This is a genomic window from Streptomyces sp. NBC_00433 (genome assembly GCA_036015235.1).
Classification (GTDB): domain Bacteria; phylum Actinomycetota; class Actinomycetes; order Streptomycetales; family Streptomycetaceae; genus Actinacidiphila.
Map to the genome: position 1 here is coordinate 460,798 of CP107926.1, position 15,900 is coordinate 476,697.

Here is a 15,900-nt window from a genome sequence, read left to right on the forward strand (position 1 = left end):
TCCCGATGTCGGCTCCCCTCCAGCATCCCTCGCGATCGCCCGGACCGCGCGCACGGCGGTCCGCGCTGCCGGCCGGGGGGCCGCGGCGCTGGTCGCAGCCGCGGCGCGGTGTCGCCGACCCTCACGCTGCGCAACCGGGACGGGCCGGCCGTACGGTCACGCCGGCGACGCGGAGCAGCCGTAGGGCCCGGCCTCGTCCTGGTCGCCGCCTGCGGCCTCCACCCGGACGACCAGTGCCGCGATGTCGTCGTCGAGTCCGCCGCCGCTGTAACGCAGCAGCTGGTCGTGCAGCAGGTCGAGCAGGCGGCGCGGTGTGACCGCTTCCTGCCCGCGCAGCCAGGTCTGCAGCGGGAAGAAGACGCCGGCGCGGTCGCGGGTCTCGGTGACGCCGTCGGTGTAGAGCAGCAGTTGGTCGCCGGGGACCAGCGGCACCGTGTCGACGGTGTAGCCGCCGCCGAGCAGTCCCGCCATGTTCAGCGGCGGCGAGGCGGCGGTCGGCTCCAGCGCGCTGACGTCCGCGCCGCGCATCAGCAGCGGCGCGGGGTGGCCGCAGTTGACCAGGCCCGCCTCGCCGCCGCCGTGCGGGATCTGGGCGAGCAGCGCGGTGGCGAACCGCTCGGCGGACTCGTCGGTCGGGAAGGAGGCGCTGTAGCGGACCATGCTGGTGTCCAGCCGGCAGGCGAGCGCGGCGAGGTCGGGCTCGTCGTAGGCGGCCTCGCGGAAGGAGTTGACGACCGCGCCGGCCACCCCGACCGCGGACAGGCCCTTGCCGCGGACGTCGCCGATCAGCAGCCGGACGCCGTACGGGGTGTCGACCGCCTCGTAGAGGTCGCCGCCGATCCTGGCCTGCGCGGCGGCGGCCACGTAGAGCGTCTCGATGGACATCCCGCCGATCCGCCGCGGGATCGGCCGCAGGACCACCGACTGGGCGGCGTCGGCGACCGAGCGGACCTGGAGCAGCGCGCGTTCGCGCTGCAGCCTGATGTGGCTGGCGTAGCCGGCCGCCGCGGTGACGGCGGCGATGGCGGCGCCGGTGAAGTAGCCGGCCGACCCGTGGTAGACGAGTTCGAGGGCGACGACCGCGACGAGGGTCAGTGTCCCGAGGCCCACGGTCGCGCCGACCGACCACATCGAGGCGGCGAGCGCGGGTGCGGCGGGCAGCAGCCGGCTGACGGCGACGTCCCTGGGCGTGGCCATGGACGCCACGCCGATCACCACCGTCAGCAGGATCGGCGCCGCACTGGCCCGGCCCGTCCGGCCGGGGGCCGGGCGGCGGCGCCTGCGCTGCTCGATCGTCATCACATCGCCGAGCGTATCGGGGCGAACCGGAAATTCGGCGCTGCCGCCGACGCGGGGCCCCGCCGCGCTGTCCGGTGATGATCCAACTCCCGGCGGCGCCGCATCGTTCCCGTTTCCGCTGTGACAATTGCCCGTCCAGCAGGGCATTCCCGGCGTGGCGGCCGGCGGGTGATACTCCGGTCTCCGCAACGAGAGGAATCGATCATCCATGGCCTCACGGACCATCACCGCCGCGGCTGCCGGCACCCGGCAGCTCGGCGATCTGACGGTGCACCGTATCGGCTTCGGCGCCATGCGCCTGACAGGAAGTGCCGCCTTCGACCTCGGCGTGCCCAGTGACCGCGAGCAGGCGCTCGGGGTGCTGCGGCGGGCGGTCGAGCTGGGCGTCAACCACATCGACACCGCCGCCTTCTACTTCTCCTCGCTCCGCTCGGCGAACGAGCTGATCGGCCGGGCGCTGGCGCCCTATCCCGACGACCTGGTGATCGCCACCAAGGTCGGCCCCGGCCGCGACCCGTCGGGCCAGTGGCTGCCGCTGGCCAGGCCCGACCAGCTGCGCGGCCAGGTCGAGGAGAATCTGCGGCAGCTCGGCCGCGACCATCTGGACCTGGTCAACCTGCGGGTCCTGCCCTCGGTGGCGCTCGCCGAGCACTTCGGCGCACTGGCGGAGCTGCAGGCGGCGGGGCTGATACGCCATCTGGGCGTCTCGAACGTCACCAGCGAGCAGCTCGCCGACGCGCGGGCGGTGGCGCCGGTGGTGTGCGTGCAGAACCTGTTCGGCCTCGACGACCGGCAGCGCAGCGCGGACCTGCTGCGGGAGTGCGGCGAACTGGGCATCGCCTTCGTGCCGTTCTACTCCATCGCGGGCAAGGGCCGGGAGGTCGGCGCGACCGGCGACAGCAGCGAGCAGCTCACGGCGGTCGCCCGCGCGCACGGGGTGTCGCAGGCGCAGGTGAGGCTGGCCTGGACGCTCGGGCAGGGCCCGCACGTGCTGGCCATTCCGGGCACCGGCGACCCCGGCCACCTCGCCGAGAACGTGGCTGCGGGCGCGCTGCGGCTCACCGAGGAGGAGATGGCGCTCCTGAACGCTGCTTGACCCGCCCGGTCCGACAAGTCGTGAATGGACTCATCCGATCTCTCGCCGTTGTTGCGCCCGGTGCAATGACCTCGGACGTCCCGTGAATGCTGCGCTTTGCGGACAATTCGCCGATCTGGTCTGGACTCTTGACGGGATGTTTGTTTCAGCAGTTGAATCCCTGCGTACCTGAAACCGCGCTTTCGGAAGTGCTCAGCGTGGTGCGTGTCATGGGACTGCGCGCACCTTCCCCCACCGCAAGTCAGCCCGAAACAAGCGGATTCCACCGCGGCCGTGGCCATACCCCGCCACGGCCGCGCGCGGGGCACTGGGTTCACCTGTTGAAGTTGAAGCTTGAAGCAGCAGGTCTCCGTGCGCTCAGTCCACCGGCGCGCCCGGCCGACCGCGCCGTGCGCCGCCGTGCGGAGACAGCCATGCCAGTTTCGCGTCGTACGTTCCAGCAGGCGGGGCCGCCGCCGCGGCCCTGGGCACGCTGGGCGCCGCGCATTCCGCGTCGCCGGCCAGCGGACCGGGAGACGTGGTCGACAAGGTCACCGTCGGGTATCAGGGGTGGGTTTGCGTGTATTGGTGATGGTGCGCCCATTGACGCGTGGTGGCACTGGAGTGCCAACGCCGGGCAGGCGCCGTCGCCGTCGAACACCACGATCGTGGCGTGGCCGGATGTGCGGGATTACGCGAAGACGTATCGGACGGGGTATGCGGCGCTGGGGAACGGGCAGCCGGCGAAGCTGTTCTCGTCGTACGACCAGCAGACGGTCGACACGCACTTCCTGTGGCTGCAGCAGAACAACATCGACACCGCGGCGCTCCAGCGCTTCAACCCCACCGGCGGGGAGGGTCCGACCCGGGACGCGATGGCGGTGAAGGTGCGCAGTGCCGCGGAGTCGCACGGGCGGAAGTTCTACATCATGTACGACGTGTCGGACTGGACGACCATGCAGTCGGACATCAAGGCCGACTGGACGAACAAGATGAAGGCGTACACCGCGTCGTCGGCGTACGCGGTGCAGAACGGCAGGCCGGTCGTGTGCATCTGGGGCTTCGGCTTCGCCGACAACCAGCGGCCCTTCAGCGCCGCCGCGTGCCTGGACGTCGTCAACTGGTTCAAGGACCAGGGGTGTTACGTGATCGGCGGGGTGCCGACCTGGTGGCGTACCGGCGACCGGGACTCGCGCGCCGGGTTCTCCGACGTCTACCACGCCTTCCACATGATCAGCCCGTGGATGGTCGGCCGGATCGGCAGCGCCGCCGACGCCGACAACTTCCACAACGTGGCCACCGTGCCCGACATGGCCGAGTGCGCCGCCCACGGCATCGACTACCAGCCCTGCGTCCTGCCCGGCACCCTCAACCTGCGCCAGCGCTCCCACGGCGACTTCATGTGGCGGCAGTTCTACAACATGGCCAGGGCCGGCGTGCAGGGCATCTACATCTCCATGTTCGACGAGTACAACGAGGGCAACCAGATCGCCAAGACCGCCGAGACCCAGGCCTGGACGCCCACCGACTCCGGCCTCCTCGCCCTCGACGAGGACGGCACCGCCTGCTCCGCCGACTACTACCTCCGCCTCACCGGCGACGGCGGCCGCCTGCTCAAAGGCCAGATCGCCCTCACCGCCACCCGCCCCACCAAACCCACCACCGGATCACCCGGCGGGACCCACCACCAGCGTGGTGAGCCTGCGCGCCCGCGCCAACAACCGGTACGTCACCGCAGAAAACGCCGGAGCAGCCGCACTCATCGCCAACCGCCCCACCATCGGCGGCTGGGAACACTTCGACCTCATCACCGGCTGACAAACCCCCCACGGGTGGCAAGGCAGGCGGGCGGGACACCTGGACGCGCCATCCGGGTGACCCGCCCGCACGTCGTGTGGCGCAGGGCCCGCCGCTGGCCGAACGTGGTGGCAATCATGCCCGCGCGCCCGGTGGCGGGAGCATGCCGCCGCCGGCCGAGGAGAGCCATGACCGCCACTGCGAAGCCGGCTGCGGGGTCGCGGAATCTCGTACTCGCGGCAATGATCTTCGCGGTCGCGATGACCTTCATCGACCAGACCATCGTGTCGATCGCGGTGCCAGACATCCAGAGCGAGCTGGGGCTGTCCAACACCGGTGTGCAGTGGGCGGTCAACGCCTATCTGCTGACGCTGGCCGCGCTGTTCGCCTACGGCGGGCGGCTGGCCGACACCGTGGGGCACCGCAAGGTGGTGGTGCTCGGGGTGCTGATCTTCGCGGGCTCCTCGCTGCTGTGCGGGCTGACCCCGAAGGGCGGTGCGGCGCAGGCCTGGATCGTGGTCTTCCGGGCGGTGCAGGGCGCGGGCGGCGCCATCATGTTCCCCGCCGCGCTCGGCATCGTCGTGCAGACCTTCGCGCTGCGGGAGCGCGGCAGGGCGCTGGCCCTCTTCTTCGGCATCGCGGGCGGGCTCACCGCGATCGGGCCGATCCTGGGCGGCTATCTCACCGAGTGGACCTGGCGGGCGATCTTCTGGGTGAACCTCCCCGTCGCCGCGATCGCCCTGGTGCTGATCGCGAAGTCCGAGCCGGTCACCGAGCACCGTCCGGCGCCGATGGACTACCGCGGCCTGGCGCTGATCGCGGCCGGTGTGACGCTCAGCGTGTTCGGCTTCCAGCAGGCCGAGCTGTGGGGCTGGGGCAACCCGGTCATCGGCCTGACGATCGGCGCCGGTGTGCTGCTGCTCGTCGCCTTCGTGCTGGTCGAACTGCGCACACCGGATCCGCTGATGCAGGTGCGGATCTTCCGCGTCAGGGCCTTCCGCTTCGAGAACGCCGTGCTCGGCATCGCCATGCTGACCTTCATCCCGGTCTTCTTCTTCGTCAGCGAATACGCGCAGATCGCGCTCGGCAAGTCCGCTTCGCAGGCGGGCCAGTACCTGCTCTACTTCTTCCTCGGCTTCATCATCGCCTCGCAGCTCGGCGGCCGGATGCTGGACAGGGGCGGCGCCAAGCGCCCGGTGGTGCTCGGCTGCGCGGCCTCCGCGGTGGGCTTCTACCTGTGGGCGGGCAAGGTGACCGGCCTGGACTTCTCCGACCAGACCTGGGCGGTGGTCCTGGCCGGCGCCGGGATGGGCATGATGCTCAGCCCGGCCAGCACCGACGCGGTCAACCGCGCCTCCCGGCTGTCGTACGGCGAGGCCACCGGCATCACGCAGACCGTACGCAACTACGCGGCCTCGCTGGGGCTCGCGGTGCTCGGCACCGTCTCGGTCACCGAATTCCGCAACCACCTGCGGCAGTCGCTGACCGCCCGCGGCGTGCCCGCCTCCCAGGCCGCCGACCAGGCCAGGTCGATCTCGCAGGCGCACTCCACCGCGCAGGGCGGCGGCGGTTCGGTCCCGTCCTTCGTCCGGACGGACTTCGCCGAGTCCACCCGGACGGTGCTCTACTGCATGGCCGGGATCATGGCGGCCGCCGCGGTGGTGGCCTTCCTGGGCCTTCAGGCAGGGCTGCAGCCCGAGCTGTCCGAGGCCGCGGACGGGGGCGACGGCGCCGCCGCGAAGGGCGCCGCCGGCGGGCGGTCGGAGCCGCCGCCGAGGTGACGCGCCGACCGCGCGCCGAGCCCGCGGTCTAAACTCTCCTGGCACCGGCCTGTTCGAGGTGACCGGAGACAGGCCGTCCATGCCCGATCCCGAGGGGTATTCGGCACTTTGATACAGATAGAGTCAGTTACGAAGCGATACCCGGACGGCACGACAGCGGTCGACGACCTGTCGCTGGAGATACCGGACGGCTCGATCACCGTGCTGGTAGGACCGTCGGGATGCGGGAAGACCACCACTTTGCGCATGGTCAACCGGATGGTCGAGCCGACGTCGGGCCGCATCCTGCTGGACGGCTCCGACATCACCGGGCAGCCGGTCAACGCGCTGCGCCGGTCGATGGGCTACGTCATCCAGAACGCCGGCCTCTTCCAGCACCGCACCATCGTGGACAACATCGCGACGGTGCCGCGGATGCTCGGCTGGGACCGCCGCAAGGCCCGCGAGCGCGCCAGGGAGCTGATGGCGCGCGTCGGCCTGGACGAGACACTGGCCAGGCGCTACCCCTACCAGCTCTCCGGCGGGCAGCAACAGCGCGTCGGGGTGGCCAGGGCGCTGGCGGCCGACCCGCCGGTGCTGCTGATGGACGAGCCCTTCTCGGCGGTCGACCCCATCGTCCGCAAGAGCCTGCAGGCCGAGCTCCTGCGTATCCAGCAGGAACTGGGCAAGACGATCGTCTTCGTCACGCATGACATCGACGAGGCCATCAGGATCGGCGACATGATCGCGGTGATGCGGACCGGCGGCCGGCTGGCCCAGTTCGCACCGCCCGCCGAGCTGCTCAGCTCCCCCGCCGACGCCTTCGTCGAGGACTTCCTCGGCACGGACCGCGGCATCAGGCGGCTGTCGTTCTTCTCCTCCGACGGCCTGGAACTGGACAAGGGCCCCATCGTCGCGGTGGACGCCGACGCCGAGCAGGTGGCGCGCGGCGCCGCGGCCGGGGCGCCGTATCTGCTGCTCACCGACGCCGAGGGCAAGCCGCTCGGCTGGGTGGCGCCGCAGGACGCGGCGGGCGGCGCCGACAAGGTCGCGGTGGGCCGGCTGCTGCCCTTCGGGCGGCCGTTCGCGGCCGGGCGCGAGTCGCTGCGGGACGCGCTGGACTGCGCGGTGCTCTCCCCCACCGGGTGGGCCGTCGCGGTGGACGGCGAGGGGAAGGCGGTCGGGGTGGTCTCCCAGGAGACGATCGGCGCCGCCATCCGCAGCGCACACGCGGGGCACCAGGGCGGCGACACCGACCGGGACGCCTTCACCAAGGCCGGGGCGGCCACATGAGCGGCGCCGGCTTCTTCGACATACCCAGCGACCTGCAGAGCTCCTACCTCGGCCTGATCGGCGTGCACATCGAGGAGGCGCTGATCCCGGTCGCGATCGGGCTGGCGATCGCGCTGCCGCTCGGCCAGTTGTGCGTGCGCTTCTCCTGGCTGTACGCACCGGTGCTGTGGGTCACCACCGTGCTGTACGCGATCCCGTCGCTGGCCTTCTTCATCTTCCTCATCGACTACACCGGGGCGACCCGCACCACGGTGATGATCCCGCTGACCGTCTACAGCCTGGTGCTGCTGGTCCCGGCCATCGTCGACGGCGTCAGATCGGTGCCGCAGGAGACCCTGTCGGCGGCCACCGCCATGGGCTTCGGACCCGTACAGCGCTATCTGAAGATCCAGCTGCCCATCGCGGTCCCGGCGATCATCGCCGGGCTGCGGGTCGCCGTGGCGTCCAGCATCTCGCTGGTCAGCATCGGGGCGCTGATCGGCAACCAGGGGGCGCTGGGCAACCTGCTCCAGGACGCCATCCTCTACCACCGCTCCAACCTCGCGGTGAACTCGGTGGTCACCACCGCCGCGCTCGCGATCCTGCTGGACATCGCGCTGGTGCTGCTGCGGATGGCGCTGACCCCGTGGATGCCGCGCAGCGACCGGGCGGCCCGCCGCGCGGCACGCACCGCGGCGGTCGAGCCCACGGCCCGGCCCGCCCTGGAGGACACCACCGTATGAGCATCTTGCAGTTCATCAGCGACTTCTTCCGGGACAGCGCGCACTGGCACGGCCAGACCGGCATCCCGCACCGGCTGCTGGAACACCTGCAGTATTCCTTCATGGCGCTGGGCATCGCGGCGGGCATCGCCCTGCCGGTGGGCCTGATCACCGGCCACACCGGCCGCGGCGGCAACGCGCTGGCGCTGATCGCCACCGCGGCCCGCGCACTGCCGAGTTACGGGCTGCTGGTGCTGATGTTCTTCTGGCTGGGCATCGGGCTCACGCCGGTGATGATCCCGCTGGTCGCCCTGGCCGTACCGCCGATCCTGGTGAATTCCTACGAGGCGATGCGCACCGTCGAGCCCTCGCCGGTCGACGCGGCCCGCGGGATGGGCATGGGGCCGGTCGCGGTGCTCTTCCAGGTCGAACTGCCGGTCGCGCTGCCGCTGATCCTCAGCGGGCTGCGGTCCGCGGCGATCCAGGTCGTCTCCACCACCGCCATCGCCGCGACCGTCTCGCTCGGCGGTCTCGGACGGTTCGTCGTCGACGGGCTCTACCAGCGCAACTACGAGATCGTGGTGGGCGGCGCGACGCTGATCGCGGGTCTGGCGCTCGCCATGATCGCACTCTTCTGGCTGGTCGGGCGGCTGGCCGTCTCCCCCGGGGTGCGGGGCGGCCGTTGATCGGCGAACCCCTGGTTTGTGAACACCGTGTATCGATACCTATCAGTGACCATGCTGGCCTTGACTCGGTTTGAGCCCGCTGGCTTGGATCAGTTGAAGTACGGAACCGACGTTTCGATGTCAACTGAACGCCATCCGAACCCTCAGCCCCGGAAGCGGGAATCGTGATTTCACACACGAAGAGCACCACCGGCCCTCGACACCTCAGCGTGACGGCGATAATGATCGCCGCCGCCACGGCCGCGGCGCTGCTCGCGGGCTGTTCGTCATCCTCCGACTCCTCGTCGGACTCGTCCTCGGACGGCGGCGGCAAACCCAAGGACCCACTGGCGGCACCGCCGGCAGCAGGCGACACCGTCGTCGTCGGCTCCAACAACTTCGCCGAGAGCGTCCTGCTCATGGACGTCTACGGCGAGGCGCTCAAGGCCAAGGGCGTCAAGGTCGACTACAAGCCGAACATCGGCACCCGGGAGGTCACCTACGGACTGGTCAAGAACGGCTCGGTGACGGTGCTGCCGGAGTACAACGGCTCGCTCCTGGCCTACCTCGACAAGTCCGCGGCGCCGACCACGGTGGAGGCCGCCACGGCGGCGATCGAGGCGAAGCTGGACCCGAAGCTGACGATGCTCGACCCCGCGGCGGCCGAGGACAAGGACTCCGTGACGGTCAACGCGGCGACCGCCGCGAAATACCACCTGACGGCCGAGTCCACCATCGCCGACCTGGCGAAGGTCGGTTCCCAGATCACCGTCGGCGGCTCCCCGGAGTTCCAGACCCGGCAGCAGGGCCTGCTCGGCCTGAAGTCCCAGTACGGCCTGGTCCCCAAGTCGTTCAAGCCGCTCGACGCGGGCGGCCCGCTGACGGTCGCGGCGCTGAAGAACAACGACGTCCAGGCCGCTGACGTCTTCAGCACCGACGCGTCGGTGGCGCGGGAGAAGTTCGTGGTCCTGCTGGACCCGAAGAAGCTGTTCGGCTTCGCGAACGTCCAGCCCATGGTCTCCAAGACCGGCCTGTCGCCCGCGGGCGTGGCCGCGCTGAACGCGGTGTCGGCGAAGCTCGACACCAAGGCACTGCTCGACCTGGACGACCAGGTGCAGAACCAGAAGAAGGACCCGCTGGACGTCGCCCAGGCCTGGCTGAAGTCGGTCGGCCTGAGCTGATTCCCGCCCCCTTCGCGCCGGGCCGGTCCGCGAGGACCGGCCCGGCGCGGTGCTGAGCGGGCCGCGTCGCGGGCGGTCAGCGGGCCGTCGCTCGGGGCGGCGGGGCGGGCGTGGTGACGGTGCCGAGCGTATGGGTGAGCAGCGCCAGCGCGGCCTCGGCGGCGCTGCCCGCCTCCGCCGTCGCGACGACCAGTCGCGGCCCCTGGCCCGCCGGGCTCTGCAAGGTCTGCTGGGTCAGCGTCAGCGGGCCCACCAGAGGGTGGCGCAGCTCGTAGTCGGCCGTGTCGCACGGTACGACGCGGTGGTCGGCCCACCAGCGGGCGAAGTCGGGGCTGCGCATGGCCAGCTCGCCGATCAGCGCGGCCGTCTCCGGGTCGTCCGGGTATCCGGCCGCGGTCTGCCGGAGCCCGCCGACCACGGCCTTCGCCTTGTCCTCCCAGCGGGTGTAGAGGTCCCGGGTGTGCGCGTCGAGGAAGACCAGCCGTGCCATGTTCGGGCGCGTCGCGGGCGTCTCGGGGGCGGCGGAGTCGAGGTGGCCGGCGAGGAGGGCGTGCCCGGTGCGGTTCCAGGCGAGCACATCGGTGCGGCGGCCCAGCACCAGGGCCGGGGTGTCGCCGAGCGCGGTGAGCAGTGCCCGGGTCGCGGCGGACATCCGCTCGGGCCTGGGCCGCGGCGTCCGGCGCCTGCGGGGAAGCTCGGCCAGCAGGTGCAGATGGGCCCGCTCCGAGTCGTCGAGCCGCAGCGCGGTCGCGAGGGCGTCCAGGATCTCGGGCGAGGCATTGTGCGACTGGCCCTGTTCGAGACGCGCGTAGTAGGGCGCGCTGACGCCGGCGAGCAGGGCCAGTTCCTCCCTGCGCAGGCCGGGCACGCGCCGCCGGTCGCCGTAGGTCGGCAGGCCGACGTCGGCGGGACTCAGCCGGCCCCTGCGGGCCTGGAGGAAGTCGGCGAGCTGCCCGTGTGCGTTCATACCGTCCAGTGTCGCCGGGGCCGGCCCGCTCTGCCGCACCCTGCCGGGGTGCGGCAGGTCCGTCCGGCCGTTGCCGCGACTGCCGCGACGCCCCGCGACGCGGAGGGGCTGCGGTGGGCGACCGGCCGGCCGATTCCCGCTGCCCGGCGGTACATTGACCTGGTGACGTCGACACCGAGGGAACTTCCGCCGCAGCTGACCCAGGAGGAGCGGGACACCGCGGTACGGCGGCTCCAGGACGCCTTCGCCGAGGGGCATCTCACGCACGAGGAGATGGACCAGGGGCTGACGACCGCCCTGGCGGCGCGGACCCGGGGCGAGTTGGCGCCGGTGCTTGAGCGGCTGCCCGCCGGGCCCGCCGACACGAGCCTGGAGATCACGGCCAGGAACGGCCGTATCAGCCGGGGTGCCGGGTGGCGGGCGCCGCGCACGCTGCGGATCACCAGCGAATACGGCAGCGTCGAGCTCGACCTTGCTCGGGCCGCCGTCGGGCACCCGGTGATCGACATCGAACTGCAGCTGGACTACGGCTCGGCCAAGCTCCTGCTGCCGCGTGACGCCACGGTCGACATCGACGGCCTGGCCTGCGAGTGGAAGCAGCCGGTGCACAAGGTTCCCCGCCGCGGCGGCTCCGCGGGCGGGCTCCAGGTCCGCCTCACCGGCCGCATGGGCTTCGGCCGGCTGAAGATCCGCCACCAGCGCTGACGGGGGCCGGGCCGGTCCGGCACAGCCGTCAGCAGGGGCTGGGCGGCTCCTCCTCGGCCGGCTCCTTGCGGCGGTGCAGCAGGCGGCCGTGGGCGGCCTCCGCGTGGGTGACGACGTAGACGTCGATGTCCTCGCCGGAGCCCTCGATGAGGGTCTCGCCGAAGCCGCGGGAGAACAGCCTCTTGAGCCGGCCGCGCCGGGTGGCGCCGATCAGGATGTGGCTGGCGTTGGCGTCGCGGGCGAAGTCGAGGACGGTGCGGGCGGGGTCGTCGCCGGTGACGATGTGGTAGACGCCGCCCAGCTCCTCGACCAGCTCGCGCTGGCGGGCCAGGAAGGGCGACGTGGCCGGTCCAGACCCGTCGTCGCGTTCGGCGTGCACGGCGAGCAGCTCGCCGCCCGCGCCGCGTGACGCGGCGCGTTTGCCGCGCCGGATGAGCGTGTCGCCCTCGGGGCCGCCGGACAGCGCGACCAGGACGCGCTCACGGGTCGACCAGGTCTGCCGGATGCCGTGGTCGCCGCGGTAGCGCAGCACCGCCTCCTCGACGCGGTCGGCCGCCCACAGCAGGGCGATCTCGCGCAGGGCGCTGAGGTTTCCGGCCCGGAAGTAGTTCGACAGGGCGGCCTGGACCTTGTCGGGCGCGTAGATGTTGCCGTGGGACATCCGGCGGCGCAGCGCCTCCGCGGACATGTCGACCAGCTCGATCTGGTCGGCGCCGCGGACCACGTCGTCGGGGACGGTCTCGTGCTGGGTGACGCCGGTGATGTTGCGTACGACGTCGTTGAGCGACTCCAGGTGCTGGATGTTGACGGTGGAGATCACGTCGATCCCGGCGGCCAGCAGCTCCGCCACGTCCTGCCAGCGCTTGGCGTGGCGGCTGCCGGGGATGTTGGTGTGGGCCAGCTCGTCGACCAGGGCCACCTGCGGGTGGCGGGCGAGGACGGCGTCGAGGTCCATCTCGGTGAAGGTGCAGTCGCGGTAGGTCATCGTCCGGCGCGGCACCGCCTCCAGGCCCTCGGCCATGGCGCGGGTCAGGGCCCTTCCGTAGTCCTCGACGAAGGCGATGACCACGTCGGTGTCGCGGTCGGCGCGGCGGTGGCCCTCGCAGAGCATGTCGTATGTCTTGCCCACGCCGGGTGCCGCCCCGAGGTAGACCCGCAGCATGCCGCGCACGGCCACTCCTTCCCGGCGAGCCGGCCCCCCTTCCATCATCGTCCACACCCGGCGCTCGCGGCGCCCTCAGACCAGGGCGCCCTCGAAGGCGGCGGGTGCGGCCGCCGGCAGCGACACCACCATCGTCAGGCCGCCGCCCGGGGTGTCCTCGGGGGTGAGCGTGCCGCCCATGGCCTCGGTCAGGCCCCGGGACAGGGCGAGGCCGAGGCCCAGGCCGGTGGAGTTGTCGGTGTCGCCCATCCGCTGGAAGGCCTCGAAGACCCGGTCGCGGTCCTCGGCCCGCAGCCCGGGGCCCTGGTCGATGACCCGCAGCTCCACCCTGTCGTCCAGCGCACTGGCGCTGACCAGCACTTTCCTGCCGGACGGAGTGTGCCGTACGGCGTTGGTCACCAGGTTGGCGACGACCCGCTCCAGCAGCGGCGGGTCCGCGAGGATGTCGGCGGCGCCGGTGACGCCCTGGGTGACGACGGGGACGGCGCTCTCGGGGAGGCTGTCCAGGGCCAGCGGGAGGACTTCGGCGAGCGCGGTCGGCTGGAGGTTCAAGGTGAGGGCGCCGGCCTGGAGGCGGCTCATGTCGAGCAGGTTGTCGACCAGGCGGTTGAGCCGGGCGAGCGACTCCTCTGCGGTGGCGAGCAGCTCGTCGCGGTCCTCGTCGCTGAAGGCGACGTCCCGGCTGCGCAGGCTGCTGACGGCCGCCCAGCCGCTCGCGATGGGGGTGCGCAGGTCGTGGCTGACGGCGGCGAGCAGCGCGGTACGCATCCGGTCGGCGGCCTTGACCGGCTCGACCTCGGCGGCGGCCTCGGCCAGCCGGGCGCGTTCCAGGGCGGCGGCGACATGGCCGGCGAAGGCGACGAGGACCCGGCGCTCGGAGGCGGCGAGGCGGCGGCCGCGCAGCACGAGGACGTCGTCGGGGCCGACCGGCGCCACCACCGCGTCCGCGTCGGCGTCCGCCGCGCCGTGGTCGTGGTCGGCGCGGCGGGCCAGCTCGGCCGAGTCCATGCCGAACGCCTCCCGCGTACGGTGCAGCAGCACCTCGACCGTCTGGTCGCCGCGCAGGATGCTGCCCGCGACGGAGGACAGCGTCTCGGCCTCCGCGGTGGCGTTCGCCGCCCGCCGGGACAGCCGCAGCGACTGGTCCACGACGGTGGCGACGGTGACGGCCACGACGGCGAAGACGGCGAGCGCGAGGACGTTGTTGGTCTCGCCGATGGTGAAGCGGTGGATCGGCGGGATGAAGAACCAGTTGAGCAGCAGCGAGGCGGTGATCGAGGCGAGCAGGGCGGAGACGACGCCTCCTATGCAGGCCACGCCGACCACCGCGAGCAGGAACAGCAGGGCGTCGGTGGTGAGGTTGAGGCTGCCGCGGGTGTGGCTGAGCAGGACGGTGAGCAGGACCGGGAGGACCAGGCCGGCCGGCGGGCCCGCGACCTTCCGCACCCTCGGCAGGCCGCTGCTGGGGGTGGGCAGCAGCCGGCCGCGGCGGGCCCGCTCGTGGGTGACCATGTGGACGTCGATGTCACCCGACAGCTCCACGGTGGTCTCGCCGACGCCCCGGCCGGTCAGGAAGTGCGCGAGCCTGCCGCGGCGGCTGGTGCCCATGACCAGCTGGGTGGCGCTCTCGGCGCGGGCGAAGTCCAGCAGCGCGGTGGGGATGTGGTCGCCGACGACCGAGTGGAAGGTGCCGCCGAGCGACTCGACCAGCGCCCGCTGCCTGGCCAGCGCCGCCGGTGAGGCGTCCGCCAGCCCGTCGCTGCGGGCGATGTGCACCGCGAGGACGTCCCCGCCCGCGGATCGGTCGGCGATACGGGCGGCCCTGCGGATCAGCGTCTCGCCCTCGGGCCCGCCGGTCAGGGCCACCACGACCCGCTCGCGGGTCTCCCACACTCCCCCTATGCCGTGCTCAGAGCGGTATTTCTGCAGGGCCTCGTCCACCCGCCCGGCCACCCACAGCAGCGCCAGCTCGCGCAGCGCGGTGAGATTGCCGACCCGGAAGTAGTTCGAGAGCGCGGCGTCGACCTTCTCCGCGGCGTAGACGTTGCCGTGGGCCATCCGGCGGCGCAGCGCCTCGGCGGGCATGTCGACCAGCTCGATCTGGTGGGCGCGGCGGACGACCTCGTCGGGCACGGTCTCGCGCTGCGGCACGCCGGTGATCTTCTGGACGACGTCGTTGAGCGATTCCAGGTGCTGGATGTTGACGGTGGTGATGACGTCGATGCCCGCCGCGAGCAGCTCGTCGATGTCCTCCCAGCGCTTGGCGTGCCGGCCGCCGGGCACGTTGCTGTGCGGCAGTTCGTCGACGAGGGCGAGTTGCGGGGCGCGTTCCAGGACCGCGTCGGTGTCCATCTCGGTGAAGGACGTGCCGCGGTAGTCGCGTACGGCTCGGGGCAGGACCTCCAGGCCGGACAGCATGTCCTCGGTGTGCGGGCGCTTGTGGCACTCCACGAAGGCGACGACGACGTCGGTGCCGCGCTCCGCCCTGCGCCGCCCCTCGTCGAGCATGCGGTAGGTCTTGCCCACGCCGGGGGCGGCGCCGAGGAAGACCTTCAGCCGGCCGGGCCTGCCGTCGCGCGGCGGGCCGTCGGAGCGGCGGGGGGCGGGGGGAAGTGCGTCAGGCGTCATACGGCGCCCTCCTTGCCGGCGTTCGGGTTTCCGGTGGTCATGCGGTCCTGTCGAGGGCCACGTTGAGGTCGAGCACGTTGACGTACTTCTGGCCGAGGAAGCCCAGCACCCGGCCGTGCGTATTGCCGGCGACCAGCTTGCGTACGGCGTCGGCCGGCAGGCCGCGGGCCTTGGCGACCCGGTTGACCTGCTCGTAGGCGTAAGCGGTGGAGATGTCGGGGTCGAGGCCGGAGCCGGAGGCCGTCAGGGCGTCCGGGGGTACGTCCTCGGGGCTGACGCCGTCGAAGGCGGCGACGTCGTGGCGGCGCTGCGCGATCGCCTTGATCAGGTCGGGGTTGTTCGGCCCGAGGTTGGACGCGCCCGAGGCCAGCGGGTCGTAGGAGCCCGCCGAGGGGCGCGGCTGGAAATACCTCGGGTCGGGCCTGGCGGCTTCGTCCGGGTCGTCGGGGTCCTTCTTCGGCAGGTCGAAGTTCTGGCCGAGCAGGCTGGAGCCGACGACCCTTCCGTCGTGGTGGACGAGGGAGCCGTTGGCCTGGTGGCCGAACGCGGCCTGCGCGATGCCGGTGACGGCCAGCGGGTAGAGCACGCCGGTGATCACACTGAGCACCAGCAGCATCCGCAGCGCCGACAGGTGGCGGCGGACCACGGCGGGAAGGGAACGGGACAT

General features: G+C 72.0%; 11 protein-coding genes and 2 pseudogenes. 8 read left to right on the forward strand and 5 right to left on the reverse strand.

The window, feature by feature from the left end:
• Positions 1 to 156 precede the first annotated feature (156 nt).
• Positions 157 to 1,299: a serine/threonine-protein phosphatase gene (locus tag OG900_01890; GenBank protein WUH89006.1), complete on the reverse strand. Its 1,143-nt coding sequence runs from the start codon at positions 1,297 to 1,299 to the stop codon at positions 157 to 159.
• Positions 1,300 to 1,507: 208 nt separating this feature from the next.
• On the opposite strand from OG900_01890, the gene OG900_01895 reads away from it, so the two are divergent.
• From OG900_01895 to OG900_01925, 7 genes and pseudogenes are all read left to right on the forward strand, one after another.
• Positions 1,508 to 2,395, forward strand: a complete 888-nt coding sequence (locus OG900_01895) for an aldo/keto reductase (GenBank protein ID WUH89007.1) — start codon at positions 1,508 to 1,510, stop codon at positions 2,393 to 2,395.
• 463 nt (positions 2,396 to 2,858) lie between these two features.
• Positions 2,859 to 4,032, forward strand: a pseudogene (locus tag OG900_01900) (glycoside hydrolase family 71/99-like protein).
• A 381-nt stretch (positions 4,033 to 4,413) separates the two neighbouring features.
• Positions 4,414 to 5,952 carry an MFS transporter gene (locus OG900_01905; protein ID WUH95583.1) on the forward strand — a complete coding sequence of 513 codons (1,539 nt, stop codon included), beginning with the start codon at positions 4,414 to 4,416 and terminating at the stop codon, positions 5,950 to 5,952.
• Between the two features lie 108 nt (positions 5,953 to 6,060).
• On the forward strand, positions 6,061 to 7,224 hold the full coding sequence (locus OG900_01910; GenBank protein ID WUH89008.1) for an ABC transporter ATP-binding protein: 1,164 nt from the start codon (positions 6,061 to 6,063) through the stop codon (positions 7,222 to 7,224).
• Positions 7,221 to 7,946, forward strand: coding sequence for an ABC transporter permease (locus OG900_01915; protein WUH89009.1), 726 nt, complete (start codon positions 7,221 to 7,223; stop codon positions 7,944 to 7,946). The genes OG900_01910 and OG900_01915 overlap by 4 nt, the downstream gene beginning before the upstream one ends.
• Positions 7,943 to 8,611, forward strand: coding sequence for an ABC transporter permease (locus tag OG900_01920; protein ID WUH89010.1), 669 nt, complete (start codon positions 7,943 to 7,945; stop codon positions 8,609 to 8,611). Before OG900_01915 ends, OG900_01920 begins: the two co-directional genes overlap by 4 nt.
• Before the next feature lie 221 nt (positions 8,612 to 8,832).
• Positions 8,833 to 9,771, forward strand: a complete 939-nt coding sequence (locus OG900_01925; protein ID WUH95584.1) for an ABC transporter substrate-binding protein — start codon at positions 8,833 to 8,835, stop codon at positions 9,769 to 9,771.
• Positions 9,772 to 9,847: 76 nt separating this feature from the next.
• Here the strand turns inward: OG900_01925 and OG900_01930 are convergent, their stop codons facing one another.
• Positions 9,848 to 10,738 carry a helix-turn-helix transcriptional regulator gene (locus tag OG900_01930; protein ID WUH89011.1) on the reverse strand — a complete coding sequence of 297 codons (891 nt, stop codon included), beginning with the start codon at positions 10,736 to 10,738 and terminating at the stop codon, positions 9,848 to 9,850.
• 162 nt (positions 10,739 to 10,900) lie between these two features.
• Here OG900_01930 and OG900_01935 point away from each other — a divergent pair, with 162 nt between their 5' ends.
• A complete protein-coding gene (locus tag OG900_01935; protein ID WUH89012.1) occupies positions 10,901 to 11,443 on the forward strand; it encodes a DUF1707 domain-containing protein in 543 nt (180 codons plus the stop codon).
• Between the two features lie 76 nt (positions 11,444 to 11,519).
• On the opposite strand, the pseudogene OG900_01940 reads toward OG900_01935, so the two are convergent.
• The 3 genes and pseudogenes from OG900_01940 to kdpC form a co-directional block, all read right to left on the reverse strand.
• A pseudogene (locus OG900_01940) lies at positions 11,520 to 12,650 on the reverse strand (universal stress protein).
• Between the two features lie 30 nt (positions 12,651 to 12,680).
• Complete coding sequence (locus OG900_01945) at positions 12,681 to 15,233, reverse strand: DUF4118 domain-containing protein (protein ID WUH89013.1); 2,553 nt, start codon at positions 15,231 to 15,233, stop codon at positions 12,681 to 12,683.
• A gap of 37 nt (positions 15,234 to 15,270) precedes the next feature.
• A complete protein-coding gene (gene kdpC, locus OG900_01950; GenBank protein WUH89014.1) occupies positions 15,271 to 15,900 on the reverse strand; it encodes a potassium-transporting ATPase subunit KdpC in 630 nt (209 codons plus the stop codon).

What these genes read in the sequence shown, in the direction of transcription:
- OG900_01905 (WUH95583.1), top strand. Translation starts at nt 4,414, where the DNA reads ATGATCTTCGCGGTCGCGATGACCTTCATCGACCAGACCATCGTGTCG.
- OG900_01930 (WUH89011.1), bottom strand. Translation starts at nt 10,738, where the DNA reads ATGAACGCACACGGGCAGCTCGCCGACTTCCTCCAGGCCCGCAGGGGC.
- OG900_01895 (WUH89007.1), top strand. Translation starts at nt 1,508, where the DNA reads ATGGCCTCACGGACCATCACCGCCGCGGCTGCCGGCACCCGGCAGCTC.
- OG900_01925 (WUH95584.1), top strand. Translation starts at nt 8,833, where the DNA reads ATGATCGCCGCCGCCACGGCCGCGGCGCTGCTCGCGGGCTGTTCGTCA.
- kdpC (WUH89014.1), bottom strand. Translation starts at nt 15,900, where the DNA reads ATGTCCCGTTCCCTTCCCGCCGTGGTCCGCCGCCACCTGTCGGCGCTG.
- OG900_01890 (WUH89006.1), bottom strand. Translation starts at nt 1,299, where the DNA reads ATGACGATCGAGCAGCGCAGGCGCCGCCGCCCGGCCCCCGGCCGGACG.
- OG900_01920 (WUH89010.1), top strand. Translation starts at nt 7,943, where the DNA reads ATGAGCATCTTGCAGTTCATCAGCGACTTCTTCCGGGACAGCGCGCAC.
- OG900_01915 (WUH89009.1), top strand. Translation starts at nt 7,221, where the DNA reads ATGAGCGGCGCCGGCTTCTTCGACATACCCAGCGACCTGCAGAGCTCC.
- OG900_01945 (WUH89013.1), bottom strand. Translation starts at nt 15,233, where the DNA reads ATGACGCCTGACGCACTTCCCCCCGCCCCCCGCCGCTCCGACGGCCCG.